Origin of the sequence: Paenibacillus sp. FSL P2-0322 (genome assembly GCF_037975315.1) — a bacterium.
GTDB lineage: Bacteria > Bacillota > Bacilli > Paenibacillales > Paenibacillaceae > Paenibacillus > Paenibacillus polymyxa_B.
Window position 1 is genome coordinate 4,291,905 of record NZ_CP150243.1, and the last position, 16,443, is coordinate 4,308,347.

A 16,443-nucleotide genomic window follows, 5' to 3' on the forward strand; every position below is an offset into this window, starting at 1 on the left:
CTTCGAATGAGAATCGTTATCAATAATAGTAGCTGAATTTGAATGGTTTGACCAGACCTATTGGAGTGAGCTGTGGAGACATTCCGGGGCTTTTATAATAAAAAGCCCGCCGTAAGAGGCAGGCTCGGCTAATTAGCTCTAAGGCGTGTCAGCTCTTAATTCCCTTTATTAAGACTTTATCTAACTCTTTACAAGATTTGCTGAATGAGTGACCCGATTTCTCCCGCCACTTTTGGAAGCATACAGAGCCAAATCCGCTTGATGAACAATCGTTTGTTCCGTATCCTCTTGCGTCACCGTTGCCACACCAATACTCACAGTAATAGCATATTCTCCCCAATCCATCGAGGCCGTCGTGGAGCGGTATCTTTCCGCTGTAAGAATAGCTTCTTCTTGATCGTTGCCCGGAAGAATAATTACGAACTCCTCGCCGCCATACCGAGCGACAATGTCCCTATCCCGTGACATGGATTGCAGTAATTCTGCCAGATTCGTAAGCACTAGGTCGCCCACTGGATGACCATAAGTATCGTTAATACTTTTGAAACGATCAATATCAATGATAAGCAGCGAAAAAGATATTCCACTCTCACGAAAGGACGCGAGGCTAGCTAGTAATTGATCTTGGAAATACCTTCTATTTTTAAGACCGGTTAACGGGTCCGTTGATGCCATCGTTTCAAGCTGGAGATTAATCCTTTCTAGCTCCTGCTGTTTGATTTCATATTCTTCGTGCAACCGTTCAAGCTTCTGGTTCGCTTCATTCGTAGCCTGATATAATTCCTGAAGCTTGGTTTTGGTCTGCAGAATATCTCTCTCATGTTCAATTCGCTTACGCATCATAAGCACTACACAATCAATAACAGTTTCTCCGTTGCGTTCCTGGCGCACCCCGTTTAGAAGTACAGGCACATCCTGTCGATCACTTGTCCGAAACGAAAAGTACATCTCATCGACATGCCCGTACAACTGAATATAGGGATAAAAATAAGTATGAAAAAATAGCTTGTTGGTAACAGACATTGTGGATTCAATCGGCCGTCCGAGCAATTCATTACGGTCATAAAGTAGCATATCCAATAAAGTTTGGTTTACCGATTGAATGAAGCCAGAATCCGAGATTGAGAAATATCCACAGGGAGCTTTATCTAATTGAATATCCATTTCATGACTGCCTTTCTCCTGATATTACACACTGGCTAAATACTCTTTAATCAGATCGCTTGTTTCTCCAGGTTGACTTAAGTGAGGATAATGCCCCTTTGCCCTCATCTGTTGAAGCCTGCTGTTTTTAAGATGAGTATGTAAATAATTCCCTACTTCAATCGGAGCAATGCTATCGTCCGAGCACTGGAGAATCAGTGTAGGAATCGAAGCATGCTGGAGATCGACACGGCAATCCGAAAAAAAAGTCACTTCCGCAAATTGTCGTGCAATATGAGGGTCTCTTGAGCAAAAGGTTTTCTCCAACTCTTCGGTTAATTCCTGTCGTTCAGGATTCTGCATAACAATGGGTGCCAGGTAACTAGCCCAGCCAATGAAGTTCATTTGCATCATATCAAGCAATTCATCGATGTCACTCTTATCGAAGCCTCCATAATAATAGGGGAGGTCATTCACATAACGAGGAGAGGGACCGAGCATGACGATGCGCTCAAAATATTGGGGATTGCGGATAGAAGCAAGCATTCCGATCATACTACTAACAGAGTGTCCGACGAATATGACATTTCTTAATTCTAGCGCTTCCATAATATCTAGCACATCTTGGGCATACCCTTGTAAGTCGCTGTATTTTTCTGAATCATAGTACTTAATTTGAGATTCTCCGGAACCTACGTAATCAAATAAGACGATTTGGTAGTTGTCGATAAAGCTAGGGACGATATAACGCCACATATCCTGATCGCATCCAAAGCCATGAGCAAATACGATCGTTTGGCTGCCTGAGCCCAGCACTTTTACATTATTACGTACGAGGATGTCAACGGTCATTATAAATCACCTCTCTGAGGTAGTATCTGTTCTATCAGCTTCTTTTCATTATTATATCGGAAAAGATTTGATTATGGATAATGAATCTCATTCAGAAATACATGTACCCAATATTCTTCTAGTTCGGAGTAACTCTGTTCATTTAACTCATTCAAATTCATATCTGTATCCTCTCCGCGGCATTTATTCATCTAAATGAAAATATTTTTTTATAGGCAAGGGCATCGCAGAGAATATTAATTCGCCTAATTGCTCTGGAGATTCCTTCATGCCGTTCTCAAGCCAGTCCTTAGTCACATTCACTCCTCCATAAGCGTTAAATCTTATAGCAAAAAGGATGTCGGGAGGCAACGAAGTCCTATTTGTTTTCTTAAGAATATAATTGGTGTGGCATTCAACCGTATAGTTAAAGATATTATTATAAAAAGACAAGTGCGTATTGTCATCAAAAGCCTTTTTAAAATAGATGTAATCCACTTTAATAAACTCAACAATTCTCCCGGCAACACGTCCCCAAGGCTCTTTTTCTATATATTGTTCAATAATTTTATCTGCCTTATCACTATATATCCATGAGATCAGGTCATATTTACTGGAAAAATGATAATAAAACATCTGTCTGCTAACCTGACAATTGTCAGTAATATCCGTTACGGTGATGGACTGGATTGGATGTATTTTGGCTAAGTCTATCAAAGATTCAGCAAGAAGTTCCTTAGGAGTTGTTTTTCGAATCATGTTAGCCCTCACAAAATTTTATTTTACATTTGTACACTATGAAGCATTTGTCTACATTTTTAACACTCTTAAAAATCAGTCTATTATTATTTAATTGCCTATATTTTATACTAATGATGTAAATAGAAGCTGGACAGCCATCTACCAAATGAAAAGGTAATGGTTCAAAATCTTTTTTATAAAGGAGAATAACAGCATGAATCCCAAAAAGATTAAAAATGTAACTATTAATGCTTCATTCAACAGCGAGAATGAAGTTGCTAAAAAGAACATGGATGTCATTGTAGACTTTTTTTCTTTATATTTAGGAGATACGGACAAATTTTATTCTTTGTGGGTTGAAGATAATCCGGCTGTAATTACCCCATTTACCACTGATGATGTGGCAGTTTTGCACAATTCTGTTCAAGAAGGCTGGGATGCTGTAAAAGGCTTCTTTAATCCCATTTTTAATGATATGAAAGGGACATTTGAATGGACCATCGATGAGTTTATAGTCGGAGAAAATCCTAACACGATTGTGACAAAAACACGCAGCCATATTGATATCACAGCGAATGGACCATGGGGAGAAAATAAAAAAATAAAATACAACGGGATCTATGTCCAGATCTTTAAATTTGAAAACAATAAAATCAAATCTTTCGAAGAGTATTATGATACTGCACTGTTAAACCAACAATACTCGTAAATATTTACTATTAGAAAAAGTCTCGGCCTGTAATCTACATTTCCATACGGAATGTACAATTCACAGACCGAGACTTTTTTTCATTCTTTATTCTGCTTCAACATCATCCGTGATTTTTTCTACTAACCCTCTCAAGCCGTGGTTGGTTACATTTAATTGATCAATAATATTCATAAATTCCGTAACAAGCTTGGCTTGCTCTTGGGAGGATACCGCAATCTGTGTGATTTCTTGTTCCATGTTATAAACCGATTGTCTGACGGCTTGCAAGGACTGCTCAATCCGTCCGGTTGCTTCCTTGGTGCCCGTAGACATTTTTCGGATTTCTGTAGCCACAACCCCAAAACCAGCTCCTGCCTCACCCACTCGGGCTGCTTCAATTGCTGCATTTAATCCAAGCAAGTTCGTCTGCTCTGAAATTTCCTTAATGTAGCCGGCCACCTCAGTCACGTTACCGGAGTCCTCAACCGCCTGTTTAGTATTGCTTAGAATTTCTTCGGCTGTCGCACTAAGCTCCTCCGAATGGGCCGCCACATGCTGAATCCCTTCAACTAGCTTGCTTGTAACATCCTCGGCTTGAGTCATCAACTTCTTCAGTTGATCTTGATTATCCATACTATAGGTGATACACATTACGGCCTCGATCTCATTCTGTTCATTCTTAATCGGATGAAAGTAAGAATCAGCAGCGATGCCGAAAACTTCAGCAGCGTAACGCTCTCTGGTCTTTTCACCGCCTACTAGCATTTTGAAGTCTCTGTGTACATCAGGAAGAGGATCGCCTGCTTTGAAGTCATAAACTAAGCTTTTACCCGACTGAAAGAACAGAAATTTTTCCCTGTCCATTACGGAAATTGAAACATCTTGTCGTGCAGCTTCTTTGATAAATGGCATGGCGGTCAAAACAGCTTCTACTTGATTCATAATATGTATCCACTTCCTTATATTTTGATATAAGTCCTATCTTCTTTTTCGACATTTTCATCCCATGTGTTTAGTGAATTTTAAAATACATGGATGATGTTGAGCCCCTACCTATAAACAATCTCCGTAGTTTCCTGAAGGGAATCCATTTTTACGGCCGGGATGCATATCCATTTAAGGTATTGTTTTCATTTCATAATAAATACAAGCAGCGCGTACCGATTAAAATTGGCACGCGCTGACGGTATGACTTTTATGAAACAGGCGCTAAGATTTAATCCAACTGCTCTCCATTGGTTTCAATCACATTCTTATACCAATAGAAGCTCTTCTTTCTGGATCTGGCAAGTGTCCCTTTGCCTTCATTATCCTTATCTACGTATATAAACCCATAACGCTTTTTCATTTCACCGGTTCCCGCACTTACCAGATCAATACATCCCCAAGGCGTATACCCTATTAAGTCTACTCCATCAGCAATCGCTTCTTTCATTTGCTCAATGTGTTGCTTTAGATAATCAATTCGATAATCATCGTGAATGGAGCCGTCTTCTTCTACTGAATCTACGGCGCCAAGGCCATTTTCAACAACCATTAACGGGATTTCATATCGGTTGTAAATGTTATTGAGGGACCATCTCAACCCCTGTGGATCGATCTGCCAATCCCAGGCACTTGCTTTCAAATGAGGATTCTTTAAGCCCATAGATAAATTTCCTCCCACCTTCTCCTGGTTGGGATCGGCACTGACACAAGTAGAGGAATAATAGCTGAAGGTATAGAAATCTACGCAGCCTTCCTTTAAGATGTCCTCATCCTCTTCTTGCATTTTGATCTGAATGTTATGATCTCTAAAATAGCGTTTGGCAAATCCCGGATAAGCGCCTCTTACTTGAACATCTGAGCATAAGAAATTACTTAAGTTATCCTTTTGTTGAGCTAGCAGAATATCATCAGGATGGCATGTAAGTGGGTAGGAACACATATAAGCAATCATACAACCGATTTTAAAGTCCTTATTGATTTCATGACCCAGCTTTACAGCCTTTGCACTGGCAATAAATTGATGATGCAACGCCTGATACAAAACCTGCTCATCCTTCACTGTAGCATGGGCAAGCTCTCCATTCCCCTCCGGCATCATAGCTCCAGCCATGAATGCGCCAAATGACAAGGTTAAAATATTGATTTCATTAAAGGTTAACCAGTATTTCACAACATCTTTGTATCTGTTAAAAAGCACTTCACAATATCTCACATAAAAATCTACGACTCTGCGATCTGACCAACCATTATATTTTTGGGTCAAATGAAACGGTGCTTCATAATGTGAGATTGTAACCAAAGGCTCAATATTATACTTTTTCAATTCTGCGAATACACGATCATAGAACTGCAAGCCTTGCTCATTCGGCTCTGCATCATCTCCGTTAGGAAATATTCTTGACCACGCAATGGACATTCTAAAGACCTTGAATCCCATCTCTGCAAATAAGCGGATATCCTCTTGATAGTGGTGGAAAAAATCAATAGCCTCGTGACTCGGATAGTTCACTCCTTCTTCCAGTATAGGTGTAATTCTTCGGGAAGTCGTATGCGTTCCAGCCGTAATCACATCCGCAGTGCTTAAGCCTTTACCTTCTTCATTATATCCACCTTCAAATTGGTTGGCAGCCGTTGCACCTCCCCATAAAAATCCTTGTGGAAATTCCAATTTAGTTGTATTTTCCATTGTTAATTCCTCCTCAACATTTAATTAAGATTAGACTACGACGGTCAATAAATCCTCTTGATACTCAATCGCCTTCTTCTCTGTTTCAATGACATCCAGGTAATTCGTAGTATTGGCAACGATAACGGGTGTGGTCAAAACATAACCAGCCTCTTTTATAGCTTCCATATCAAACTCCATAAGCAGCTGGCCTTTTTTAACAGCATCTCCCTGTTTTACTTTAGGATAAAAATGTTTGCCTTTTAATTTGACCGTATCTTTGCCTACATGGATGAGGACCTCAACACCGTGATCACTTGTAATTCCAATCGCATGACCTGACGAAAATAATGATGTTAATACACCATCTACAGGTGAAACGACCTTACCTTCAGAAGGTTCAATGGCGATCCCTTTACCCAGAGCACCTGTCGAAAAGGCTTCATCTGTTACTTCAGATAAAGACTTCACTTCACCTTTTAATGGACTCATCACCGTCTCTTGTTTTACTAAAACTTCTCCTCTTGCCGCTCCTGGTGTACTGTCTTCCTTTTTTGCTTCTTTCACTTCATCATCTTTAAATCCGCCAAAGAACATAAGCAAGAAGCCTAATACAAAGCTTACCAGGATACCGATAACAGCCCCATAAAATCCGTTGTCTATTCCTGCCGGACTGATATAGCTCGGGATAGCGAAAATACCCAATCCACCAATAATGTAACCTTTAGTTCCCATCATTCCTATAATACCGCCGCCTACTGCGGATGCTATACAGCTTAAAATAAATGGTTTCTTACGTGGTAATGTAATCCCGTAAATTGCTGGTTCTGTCACACCAAAAATCCCGGAGATGACAGCTGGAATGGAAAGTGATCTCAGTTTTACATTTTTGGTCTTAAACAAAATCGCCAGTACGACGCCCGTCTGAGCAAAGGAAGCTCCCAGCGTAGCCGCAAGAATCGGATCGAATTTAAGCACTGCTAAATTGTTCATAGCGATAGGAACAAGTCCCCAGTGTAATCCAAAGATAACAAACACTTGCCAGAAAGCGCCCATGAGCATACCTTCAATAATCGGACTTAAGTTATACACAAAGAGGGTTCCAGCGCCAAGCAGTTGACCTGCCCAAGTCGAGAGAGGTCCAATCACAATCAACGCTAAGGGTACAATAACTAACAATGTGAAAAACGGAACCAAAAATGTTCTCACTACGCTAGGGATTACCTTTTTAAAGAAGTTTTCTATTTTTGAGCCTACATAGGTGGATATGATAATCGGAAGAACGGTTGACGCATAACTCATCAGAATGACCGGAATACCTAAGAAGGTGATATATACCGGTGACTCAAATATAGTACCGCTAAATAGAGTGTATAGTGGTTTGCCCGAGGCTGTTATCGTGCTAAATGTTGGGTACACAAGCGATGCACCTATAGCCATGCCTATAAAAATGTTGGCATTGAACTTTTTAGCTGACGTATACCCCAGGAAAATAGGAAAGAAGTAAAACAAACAATCACCTAAAGCATTGAGAATTTGATAGGTACCCGATGTAGTAGCCAGCCAGCCCAAAGCTACAAATAAGGCGGTGAAGCCCTTAATCATACCTGTGGCACTTAAGACACCCAGCGTGGGTGTAAATACACCTGAAATGGTATCAATGAATCTATTGAACAAACTCATTTTTTCACCTGATGCTTCTTCTGAATCTCCTGTTTGAAAACCACCTACAGCAGTAACATCAGCATAAACCTCAGGTACATGGTTACCTATAACAACCTGGTATTGCCCGCCACTCTTTACCACAGTGACAACACCATCCATATTTTTCAAAACCTCTGTATTGGCTTTACTTTCATCTTTTAATTTGAAGCGCAAGCGTGTAATACAATGAGTTAGACTATTCACATTTTCTTTGCCGCCGACATTTCTGATGATGTCTTTTGCTAATGTCTCATACTTCATTGTAACTTCCCCTTTAATTGTATTTATAAAAAAAGGCAAAACCAAAATAGATCAAATTCGATCTAGGTTGGTTTCGCCTGCATTACCAGTAACAATCCAAGAGTTATTCAATTTTCTCTTTGGGTCACACGCTGAATATGAATCGTTATATACAGCTTTTCCTCATCTGACAATACCATATCCAAGTATTTCTCAATCTTCAGCATGCAGCCATAAGCCTTTTTGTACTTTGCTTTCACTTGCCTCCACAAAAAATCGTCTTCCAGTTCTACTTTTTCTTTTTTATTTAATCGCTGAAAGAAGAACCTTAAATGCGTAATAAATCGCTCATAACTGATCGAGCGTTCATCTATGGTGGTATTATAAGAGTATTTAATAATATTCAAGATGTCGTGTATTTTTTGAGTTTGCTGAGCAACATCTGCTACCTTGTTGTAGGAGCTGTTTACTTGAGCATTTATTAAATGAAGAGCAATATTACCTGCTTCATCTTCTGACAATCGTTTGCCTGTTTCGTCTTCAATGAACTCCAGTGCTTTTAATCCAACCGCAAATTCTTTGGGATAAAATTTTTTAATCTCCCAAATTAATGGATTTGCATTTTTAAACCCTTCATCAAACATTTTAAATGCATTGTTCATGTGATCCGTAAGCGAAACATATATATAATCGCTCAATTGTGCTTCTAATATGCTTTTTCCATATTCAATGATGTCATAGCATAACGAAACATATTCTGATGGAACATCCTCTAACAATAGCTTGAATTTCTCTGAAGCATCTTTATGTTTAAGCACAAAGACCTTTTCAATTAGATGCTCTTCTACTTGTTCACCTGCACTCTTTTTGAATGCAATACCACGACCCATAACAACAAATTCATCTCTTTTTTGATCTTTGGCTATTATGGCGTTGTTATTAAATATCTTCGTTATGATCATCTAACTGCCCCCCTTATCCCATCAAATTTAAAAAAGGATTTAGTTGCTGGGCGAAATTTCAGATAGGTCACAAGACGGTAATAGCCGATCAAACCTTCGTCGTAAATCAAATGCAAATGTATTGATTTACAATTTCGTGTTATGAAAACGCATTCATAATGAGAGACAAAGCCTTACGTTTTCCCTGAATGATCTTGAGTGCTTCCAAACCGATCTGATATTCCGTTTTGAAAATGAATATAGTCGGTTAACCACGTCCTATGACATCATTTTTCGGATGTCGATTCGTTGGTCGACGTCATCATCTTTGTTGTTCAGCACTTGTAAGGCTTTATATCACTCACCTTTCTGCGTTATGGCTGGGCCATATATTCATATCATGCAGGATATCGTAAAGCTTGTATTCTAAAAAGAAAAGGCAAAACCCAACACATGGAAATCTAATTCCATGCCTCGGGTTTTGCCTTTTCAGTAACAATCCCAAGATCATAATAACATCGAATTTAAGTTTTGCCAACAAAAATGTTTGCGCTTTCTTTTTCGAGGCAACCACATCAAATACAGCACATTCTCATGGTATAAAATGTCAGCCGCCAATGTAGGACATGTTAATCTTTTTTTTGTTGTTGGCTGTCTGCTCCGTACGTTCATCGGAATACCGGTCTGTGCGTTGCTCCCATACAGAAGTAATCACATCGAGTAATTCCTGGTCATTCGCTCCATTACGAAGCATCTGACGTAGATCAAATCCGCCTGAAGCAAACAAACATGTATAAAACTTGCCATCGCACGATAAGCGGGCACGTGTACAAGACGAACAAAACGATTCAGAAACCGAAGTAATAAAACCAATCTGTGCGTCGCTGTCTTTATAACGGTAACGCTTTGCTACTTCTCCAAAGTAATCCTGATCCATCGGCTCCAGCTCGTACGCATTCTTAAGTCGTTCAACGATTTCTTTTTTGGTTAGTACCTTTTTGAAGCTCCATCCGTTGTCATTACCTACATCCATAAACTCGATAAAGCGAAGGGTTATTCCCTGCTCCTTAAAATAGGCGGCCATCGGCAAAATCTCCGAGTCATTAACGCCTTTTTGAACTACCATATTGACCTTGATTTCAAAGCCGATTTCTCTTGCATATTCGATCTGCTTCAAAATAATATCAGGCTTAATCCCCCGCCCATTCAACCGCCCAAATAGCTCGGGGTCCAGAGCGTCCAGACTGACATTAAGCCGTCGTAGCCCCGCGTCATAGAGAGGCTTAGCCTGCTGTCCTAGCAGCACACCGTTGGTGGTCAAGCCGACATCTTCCACTCCGTCAATGGACAAAATTTGGGAGACCAGGTCGGGTAGATTCCTGCGCATTAATGGTTCGCCGCCCGTGAGTCGGATCTTTTTTACACCCAGGGATACAAAGAGCTTCGTCAGCCGGTGAATCTCTTCAAACGACAGACATTCATTTTGGGGAAGAAAGGCGTAATCGTCACCGAAAATTTCTTTAGGCATGCAATAGGAACAGCGGAAATTGCAGCGGTCTGTAACCGATATACGCAGGTCACGAATCGGCCGCTGCAACTTGTCTTTCAGTGGATGAAAATTCATACGCCCCCTCCTTTCTAGTTGTTTAGCATCGTTATCATTAGCCGCCGCTGACTGGGGGAATGAAGGCTGCAATGTCTCCATCCTGTAATACATCCGTAGACAACGCATACTCCTCGTTTATCGCAATTCGCACAGACTTGATCGGCATATCTGGATATTGATCTGTTATCCAATTGGATAAATCGCCTACCGTTTGGCCCGCCAAATCTGCCAATTCTTCTGCTTTTCCCGTCACCTCACGGAGTCCCGCAAAGTAGTACAGCTTAATCATGACTGATCTCCCCCCGGCTTTTTCTTTTGATCTCCGACCCACTGCGTTCCATCTTCCCAAATCTCTCGTTTCCAAATAGGAACTATTTCTTTGATTCGTTCGATCGCGTATTCATTCGCCTCATACGCATCCGAACGGTGAGGTGAAGAAACGGCAATGACAACGGCGACATCACCGATTTGAAGCTCGCCAATGCGGTGCGCGATCGCCACTCGCGTTCCTTCCCATTTCTGTTCGATTTCGCGACCAATCTCTGCGAGTTTTTTTTGAGCCATAGGGACATAGGCCTCATAAGCAAGGTATAAGGTCCGTACGCCTTGAGTCCATTCTCGTACGTGCCCTGTAAAAATAGTCACCGCTCCTGCTTCCGGCCTTAGGACATAATCCGCATAAGCCTGCGGGATAATGGGCTCCGTTACGATTTCAAACACACTCATCTTTTCCACCTTCCAGCCACCGGACAAGCCACTCTCCGGTGACAGACTCTTTTAAATGTTTCTGCTTTTTGTATCTACATCTCATTTAACCGAACAGCTGATGATATAGTTTTTGACCGTTGGCAACACTCCGGACACCGTGTATGAGAAGCCTTCCGTTTTTGAATAAAATCATTCGATGCTTAAAAGCATAAAACTCAACGAAATAAGGGGTTCTTTTTACACGATCTGCTATAAGCCTGCCCATTTTCTCTGCATCATCAAGCGTGATCGGACGTTGTGGGTCTGGAAGAACCTGTACCACGTTCCGTCCGCACAGAGTCGCATACGCCGAGCGACGTGATGCTGTCAGTGCAGGAAACGTAGGATGTTCTCCACAGGTTGGACAATCTTGGTTACGGATGCGGGAAATCCCTATGTCCATCTGCGTATTCTCCCATAGATCAAATAGATGAACCTTGCGGCGCATCTTATCATGTCTGCCACTCAGCCACTTCATGGCTTCTGCACATTGGAGGGCAGCTGTCACCTGGACTGCGGGTGAGATGATTCCAGCCGTATCGCAGGTCTGATTGATCGCAGGCAACGATGGCAGAAGGCAGCGTAAACAAGCAGACTCGCCCGGCACGAATGGAAAAACAACGCCTGTGCTTCCAACACAGGCTCCATAAATCCATGGAATTCCTGCCTTCAGTGCAGCGTCGTTGATAAGCAGACGAGTTTCAAAATTGTCCGTAGCATCCATCAGCAATTTACTTTTGCTGGCAAGTTCTTGAACAAGCTCGGCATCCAAATTATCGAGATATGTGTGCAACCGCACGTCTTCTCGTATGGCTTTCAGCCTTTTTTCGGCTGCCATGACCTTAGGCTGCATTTCCGCGGCGTCCTGCTCCGTGAACAGCTGCTGACGTTGCAGATTCGACATCTCCACATAATCCCTGTCGACAAGATGAAGCTCCCCAACGCCCGCTCTTACCAATGTTTCGGCAATGGCGGAGCCCAGTGCCCCGCAACCGATAATGGTGACGACAGCAGCGGATAAATTACGCTGCCCTTCGCCACCAATAGGTCTAAATAAGATCTGTCTGGAATAACGCTCATTCATTAGATTGTGTCCCTTGATAATACAGCCATATAACGAGGATCAGGCTAGCCAGCGCCACTTGGGAGAGGAGCATGAATCCAATGGAATATTGGCCAGTAGCGGCATGTATCGTCGACAACAAGATCGGAGGGAAAAAGCCACCGAGACCGCCCATCATGGATACAATTCCGTTAACTATACCTGCCTGTTTATTAAAATAAAATGGAACTAGCTTGAAAATGACGCCGTTCCCCATTCCAGCACATACAGCGATCGCCAAGCAGCCTACTGTATAAAGGGTAATCCCTGGTGAAAAAGCCAAAAGAATCGCAGCGACCGTATAAACAGAGAACGTGCCTACCAGCAGGAACAGGGGCTGAAACCGATCCGCCAGCCAGCCACCGATGGGGCGGAAGAAAGTGGCAATCGCTATAAAGCCTGCTGTACGCATCCCTGCATCCACTTTAGTCAGCTCAAAATTCGATACCAGGAAATTCGGCAAGTACACCGTGAACGCTACAAATGAGCCAAATGTAATAAAATAAAAGAGCGAGAAAAACCAAAGCTTTTCATTTTTGTAAACCCCTTTAATCTGTTCCATAATGGGCGTCTTTACTTTAGCTTCATGACGGTCCCCTAAGAAGAAATTCAAAGCGATAAAAACAAGCAGCAGAATGAGATACAGCTTCACTGTAGGGGCCCAGCCAATTTGAGTAGCCACAATAGGGGCCGAGAAGGTAGTGACGGCTGTTCCCAAATTTCCTATGCCATACATCCCATTTACAAACCCATGCTTTTCCTTTGGATAATACTTCGGCAGCGAAGTCACCCCAACCGAGAACACAGCTCCCCCAATCCCAAGGAACAAGCCACCGATAATTAAATCCATCATCGTAGAAGCTTCACTGATATAGTAGACGGGAAACAAAAGCAAAATAAAGCTAACGAGAAAAACGATTCTTGCTCCGAAGATGTTGGCATAATAACCAAGCGGAATGCGCAGAATCGAACCAAGCACGACTGGAATTGCCGTGACCATGGCCAATTTTCCGGGTGGAATAGCAATATCCTCCGTAATGAACGGCATAAGAGAAGAAATGATAACCCATACCATGAATCCAAGAATCAAGTTCAATGTTTGTAACGGCAACTGCATTTTTCTAATCATTTAACTCACCTTTTCAACGTTTTTTCTGTCGAATTATTGATTTGAATTTTCTGTCCCCATTGTAGCCGCTAGCCCATCCATTCGAATATAGGGGACTCCCCTTTACCTGGCAGGGGACTCCCTGAAAATATAAAAAGCCGCTTCTATAGGAAGCGGCTTGGTCAATTCAAGAGATAAGCGTATTTAATTTGTCACATAACTTGGTCAGATCATTCCGATTGATCTGTTGCTCTGCCATAGGAAAAAGTACGGCTTCTTCTTTTATAAAATGTACAGTCAGGACTTCGAAGGCCTCCCCCGCGTTCTTGGTCGCCTCCTGAATCTCATCAAGCGTGAGCAAACTCAGATCGCCCTCCGTCTGATAAAGAAAATGATCGATATAGCCCTCTATTTCACGGTGCTCCTCCTGTATACCAACGAGCGGTCCCTGCTCAAAACCAATGTAGGTTCCTAGCATAGAAAAGAAGTGTTCTTCTTCCTTTTCGGTATGTTTCTTGAGGGGTACCCTAAAATCGATAATCTGCGTTCTCAGTTTTTCCAGTTGCTTGCGGCCTTCTTCCAAATCTAGTATTCTGTGCTGCTCAAACCACAATACAATGGCATGCCATTCATCCATCAGATAGGTTAGATAGCGATGCTCATTTTCAAGAATACGCATGGCAGGTTTGGAAAAGCGCAATTTCTCATTTTCCAGCACGCGGATTTCCTCCATTCATCGGCTAAAAATCCAGCATTTTTTTCTTTAATGCATATTGGACCAGTTCAGGCCGACTTCTTAAATTCAATTTCTCCATGATTTTCGCTTTGTTCGCTTCCACCGTCTTGACAGAGATGAACAGCTTTTCCGCAACTTCCTTGTTACCGTAACCTTTTGCGACCAGAGGTAGAATCTCCAGTTCCCGCTTGGACAGGATCTCATAAGGATCTTCTGATTGTGACGTCGTATCTTTTTTGATGAACTCACGAACGAGAGAAGTAGCCATTTTAGGATGGATATAAGTCCCACCCCCATGAATGGTTCGTATAGCAAGCAATAACTCCTCATCTGGGGCATTTTTCAAAACGTATCCTGAAGCACCATTCTTTAAAATATGAAAAAGATATTCTTCATCGTCATGCATGGTCAGAATCAGAATTTTAGTATCAGGGTGGTCCTCTTTAATCTTGCCTGTAGCGATCAATCCACTTTCGCCTGGGGGCATGCTGAGATCCATGATTAGAATATCCGGACGATATTTAGCTACCATCGTATACGCTTCAATGCCATCCGCAGCCGTTCCGACAACCTCCATATCCGATTGGAAGTTCAAAATCATGGAAAATCCGCTTCGTACAATAGCATGGTCATCCGCTAACACAATTTTGATCAAGTCTCTATTCCTCCTCTTGGCCAATCGGAATTTGTAAAAAGACTTTGGTTCCCTGACCAACATTTGAAAGGACGCCAAAACTCCCGCCTACCAGCTCTGCTCGCTCCTGCATGCCATATAAACCTAATCCCGTTCCAATAGGCTTGCTCCCCTTTTCAAAGCCAATTCCATCGTCCTCTACAGTCAAACGAAGTGTATGATCGTGCTCAGTCAAAGAAACTTTAACCATGTCTACCTGGGCATACTTCAAGGCATTGAGAACAGCCTCCTGGCAGACACGGTAAATGACCGTTTCCTTTTCACTTCCATATCGCTTTTGGGAAAGATCCGACACAAATTCAACTACCAGACCAAAGCTTTGTTCAACCCTCTTAAAGTGGGAACGAAATGCCGCTTCAAGCCCAAAATCATCAAGTGTGGCGGGGCGTAATTCCACAGACAGGTTGCGGATATCATCCAGCAATCGCGTCATGGATGCTTCAGTCTGCTTCATATTTTTGATGAGCTGTTCATCATTCGTCATGTATTTTAACACCCGTAGTTCAACAACCGCGCTCATCAATTCCTGGGCCACACTGTCGTGCAGTTCCCTGGAAAGCCGTTTGCGCTCATTTTCCTGCGCTTCAATGACATGCTTCATCATTTTGTTTTGATACAATTTTTCCTGCGTCTGAAATTGTGGAGTCAAGTCTCTCAACATCAACACCCGTGTTCCATGTTCAGAATCAATGGTGTGAAAAGAAGCGGCATAGGGAACCATTCGGTTGCTCTTCGTTTCCAGATACACCTGAAAAGAAGCGAAATCCTTGGATTCTGGCATATTGAAATAACAGTCAAGGCAGGTACGGGGCTCCGTTTCGCTTGTATAACCCCTGCATGTTCCACATAAAGCTCTTTCCTTCCCTTCATAGAGTTGGATGAGGACGTCATCGCCCACAATCTCCTCAGCTGCCGGATTCATGGCTAGGGTATTCCCTTGCCTATCAAAAAAGAAAATGGCTTCCGTACTGTTCTCAAACAACTTCACCATTAGCGCACTCAAAGAGCCAGTCCCTAAAGACAATGTCAATTCACATCACTTCCTTCCCGTTCAACTCTCCAATTCCTCTATGTGCCAAGGCTTCCAAATCACGCATCATGGCTTCGGTCATGAGCTGTTCTTCCCGAAATCCACCAAGCAGTACGCCCGCGACGCGAGCATCATTCCATAGGGGAACAGCCCCGAGACTCTTGAGCTTCTCGGATTGAACGATCGGATAGTTAAACAGGTTGTCTGCCCCCACATATTGATAAATAGATGGAATGAAAACGGATTTCCCGGTTTTAAACACGATTCCTGCTATGCCCTTACCGGATTGCAGCACAATCCGCTTAAAGCGATCATTTAAATTACCGGCTGCATTTTTCCATTTAATTACGTATTGATATTCGGCCGGTTCAACCAGAGCTAGCGCCATGAAATCATAACCGAAATGTTCGCGTATTCGCTCAAGCTCCCTTTGATAATCCATCCTATTATTCATCGCTCTCTCCTAATAGAATTAG

The 16,443-nt window shown here is 42.2% G+C and carries 17 protein-coding genes; 1 reads left to right on the forward strand and 16 read right to left on the reverse strand.

The window, feature by feature from the left end; translation table 11 throughout:
* Positions 1-180: 180 nt before the first annotated feature.
* From MKY24_RS18860 to MKY24_RS18870, 3 genes are all read right to left on the reverse strand, one after another.
* Positions 181-1,164, reverse strand: coding sequence for a sensor domain-containing diguanylate cyclase (locus tag MKY24_RS18860; protein WP_209943184.1), 984 nt, complete (start codon positions 1,162-1,164; stop codon positions 181-183).
* Positions 1,165-1,188: 24 nt separating this feature from the next.
* Complete coding sequence (locus MKY24_RS18865) at positions 1,189-1,995, reverse strand: alpha/beta hydrolase (RefSeq protein ID WP_028542285.1); 807 nt, start codon at positions 1,993-1,995, stop codon at positions 1,189-1,191.
* A gap of 183 nt (positions 1,996-2,178) precedes the next feature.
* Entirely contained in the window at positions 2,179-2,733 is a 555-nt protein-coding gene (locus MKY24_RS18870; RefSeq protein WP_339200627.1) for a TetR/AcrR family transcriptional regulator C-terminal domain-containing protein, read from the reverse strand.
* 196 nt (positions 2,734-2,929) lie between these two features.
* On the opposite strand from MKY24_RS18870, the gene MKY24_RS18875 reads away from it, so the two are divergent.
* Entirely contained in the window at positions 2,930-3,424 is a 495-nt protein-coding gene (locus MKY24_RS18875) for a hypothetical protein (RefSeq protein WP_023989689.1), read from the forward strand.
* An 87-nt stretch (positions 3,425-3,511) separates the two neighbouring features.
* On the opposite strand, the gene MKY24_RS18880 is transcribed toward MKY24_RS18875, so the two are convergent.
* The 13 genes from MKY24_RS18880 to MKY24_RS18940 all read right to left on the reverse strand — a co-directional run bounded on the left by MKY24_RS18880 (position 3,512) and on the right by MKY24_RS18940 (position 16,421).
* Positions 3,512-4,348 (reverse strand): methyl-accepting chemotaxis protein, encoded by an 837-nt coding sequence (locus MKY24_RS18880; RefSeq protein WP_023989690.1) that lies wholly within the window; start codon positions 4,346-4,348, stop codon positions 3,512-3,514.
* Positions 4,349-4,622: 274 nt separating this feature from the next.
* Complete coding sequence (locus MKY24_RS18885; RefSeq protein ID WP_339200628.1) at positions 4,623-6,080, reverse strand: 6-phospho-beta-glucosidase; 1,458 nt, start codon at positions 6,078-6,080, stop codon at positions 4,623-4,625.
* Between the two features lie 30 nt (positions 6,081-6,110).
* Positions 6,111-8,024, reverse strand: coding sequence for a beta-glucoside-specific PTS transporter subunit IIABC (locus MKY24_RS18890; RefSeq protein WP_028542282.1), 1,914 nt, complete (start codon positions 8,022-8,024; stop codon positions 6,111-6,113).
* A gap of 107 nt (positions 8,025-8,131) precedes the next feature.
* Entirely contained in the window at positions 8,132-8,965 is an 834-nt protein-coding gene (locus MKY24_RS18895; protein ID WP_023989692.1) for a PRD domain-containing protein, read from the reverse strand.
* 586 nt (positions 8,966-9,551) lie between these two features.
* A complete protein-coding gene (moaA, locus tag MKY24_RS18900) occupies positions 9,552-10,568 on the reverse strand; it encodes a GTP 3',8-cyclase MoaA (RefSeq protein WP_023989693.1) in 1,017 nt (338 codons plus the stop codon).
* A 37-nt stretch (positions 10,569-10,605) separates the two neighbouring features.
* The gene (locus MKY24_RS18905) at positions 10,606-10,839 is read right to left on the reverse strand and encodes a MoaD/ThiS family protein (RefSeq protein WP_023989694.1); all 234 of its coding nucleotides are present in this window, start codon (positions 10,837-10,839) and stop codon (positions 10,606-10,608) included.
* Entirely contained in the window at positions 10,836-11,276 is a 441-nt protein-coding gene (locus MKY24_RS18910) for a molybdenum cofactor biosynthesis protein MoaE (protein WP_023989695.1), read from the reverse strand. The genes MKY24_RS18905 and MKY24_RS18910 overlap by 4 nt, the downstream gene beginning before the upstream one ends.
* Positions 11,277-11,361: 85 nt before the next feature.
* The gene (locus MKY24_RS18915; protein WP_023989696.1) at positions 11,362-12,381 is read right to left on the reverse strand and encodes a ThiF family adenylyltransferase; all 1,020 of its coding nucleotides are present in this window, start codon (positions 12,379-12,381) and stop codon (positions 11,362-11,364) included.
* Positions 12,374-13,528 carry a nitrate/nitrite transporter gene (locus tag MKY24_RS18920; protein ID WP_023989697.1) on the reverse strand — a complete coding sequence of 385 codons (1,155 nt, stop codon included), beginning with the start codon at positions 13,526-13,528 and terminating at the stop codon, positions 12,374-12,376. The genes MKY24_RS18915 and MKY24_RS18920 overlap by 8 nt, the downstream gene beginning before the upstream one ends.
* A 166-nt stretch (positions 13,529-13,694) precedes the next feature.
* Positions 13,695-14,240 (reverse strand): hemerythrin domain-containing protein, encoded by a 546-nt coding sequence (locus tag MKY24_RS18925; protein WP_034095072.1) that lies wholly within the window; start codon positions 14,238-14,240, stop codon positions 13,695-13,697.
* Positions 14,241-14,247: 7 nt separating this feature from the next.
* A complete protein-coding gene (locus tag MKY24_RS18930) occupies positions 14,248-14,895 on the reverse strand; it encodes a response regulator transcription factor (protein ID WP_023989699.1) in 648 nt (215 codons plus the stop codon).
* A 7-nt stretch (positions 14,896-14,902) separates the two neighbouring features.
* Complete coding sequence (locus MKY24_RS18935) at positions 14,903-15,967, reverse strand: ATP-binding protein (protein ID WP_023989700.1); 1,065 nt, start codon at positions 15,965-15,967, stop codon at positions 14,903-14,905.
* A 1-nt stretch (position 15,968) separates the two neighbouring features.
* The gene (locus MKY24_RS18940) at positions 15,969-16,421 is read right to left on the reverse strand and encodes a GAF domain-containing protein (RefSeq protein WP_023989701.1); all 453 of its coding nucleotides are present in this window, start codon (positions 16,419-16,421) and stop codon (positions 15,969-15,971) included.
* Positions 16,422-16,443 lie beyond the last annotated feature (22 nt).

Excerpts from the sequence above, each read along its gene's own strand:
- MKY24_RS18860 (WP_209943184.1), bottom strand. The coding sequence starts at position 1,164 with ATGGATATTCAATTAGATAAAGCTCCCTGTGGATATTTCTCAATCTCG.
- MKY24_RS18865 (WP_028542285.1), bottom strand. The coding sequence starts at position 1,995 with ATGACCGTTGACATCCTCGTACGTAATAATGTAAAAGTGCTGGGCTCA.
- MKY24_RS18870 (WP_339200627.1), bottom strand. The coding sequence starts at position 2,733 with ATGATTCGAAAAACAACTCCTAAGGAACTTCTTGCTGAATCTTTGATA.
- MKY24_RS18875 (WP_023989689.1), top strand. The coding sequence starts at position 2,930 with ATGAATCCCAAAAAGATTAAAAATGTAACTATTAATGCTTCATTCAAC.
- MKY24_RS18880 (WP_023989690.1), bottom strand. The coding sequence starts at position 4,348 with ATGAATCAAGTAGAAGCTGTTTTGACCGCCATGCCATTTATCAAAGAA.
- MKY24_RS18885 (WP_339200628.1), bottom strand. The coding sequence starts at position 6,080 with ATGGAAAATACAACTAAATTGGAATTTCCACAAGGATTTTTATGGGGA.
- MKY24_RS18890 (WP_028542282.1), bottom strand. The coding sequence starts at position 8,024 with ATGAAGTATGAGACATTAGCAAAAGACATCATCAGAAATGTCGGCGGC.
- MKY24_RS18895 (WP_023989692.1), bottom strand. The coding sequence starts at position 8,965 with ATGATCATAACGAAGATATTTAATAACAACGCCATAATAGCCAAAGAT.
- moaA (WP_023989693.1), bottom strand. The coding sequence starts at position 10,568 with ATGAATTTTCATCCACTGAAAGACAAGTTGCAGCGGCCGATTCGTGAC.
- MKY24_RS18905 (WP_023989694.1), bottom strand. The coding sequence starts at position 10,839 with ATGATTAAGCTGTACTACTTTGCGGGACTCCGTGAGGTGACGGGAAAA.
- MKY24_RS18910 (WP_023989695.1), bottom strand. The coding sequence starts at position 11,276 with ATGAGTGTGTTTGAAATCGTAACGGAGCCCATTATCCCGCAGGCTTAT.
- MKY24_RS18915 (WP_023989696.1), bottom strand. The coding sequence starts at position 12,381 with ATGAATGAGCGTTATTCCAGACAGATCTTATTTAGACCTATTGGTGGC.
- MKY24_RS18920 (WP_023989697.1), bottom strand. The coding sequence starts at position 13,528 with ATGATTAGAAAAATGCAGTTGCCGTTACAAACATTGAACTTGATTCTT.
- MKY24_RS18925 (WP_034095072.1), bottom strand. The coding sequence starts at position 14,240 with ATGGAGGAAATCCGCGTGCTGGAAAATGAGAAATTGCGCTTTTCCAAA.
- MKY24_RS18940 (WP_023989701.1), bottom strand. The coding sequence starts at position 16,421 with ATGAATAATAGGATGGATTATCAAAGGGAGCTTGAGCGAATACGCGAA.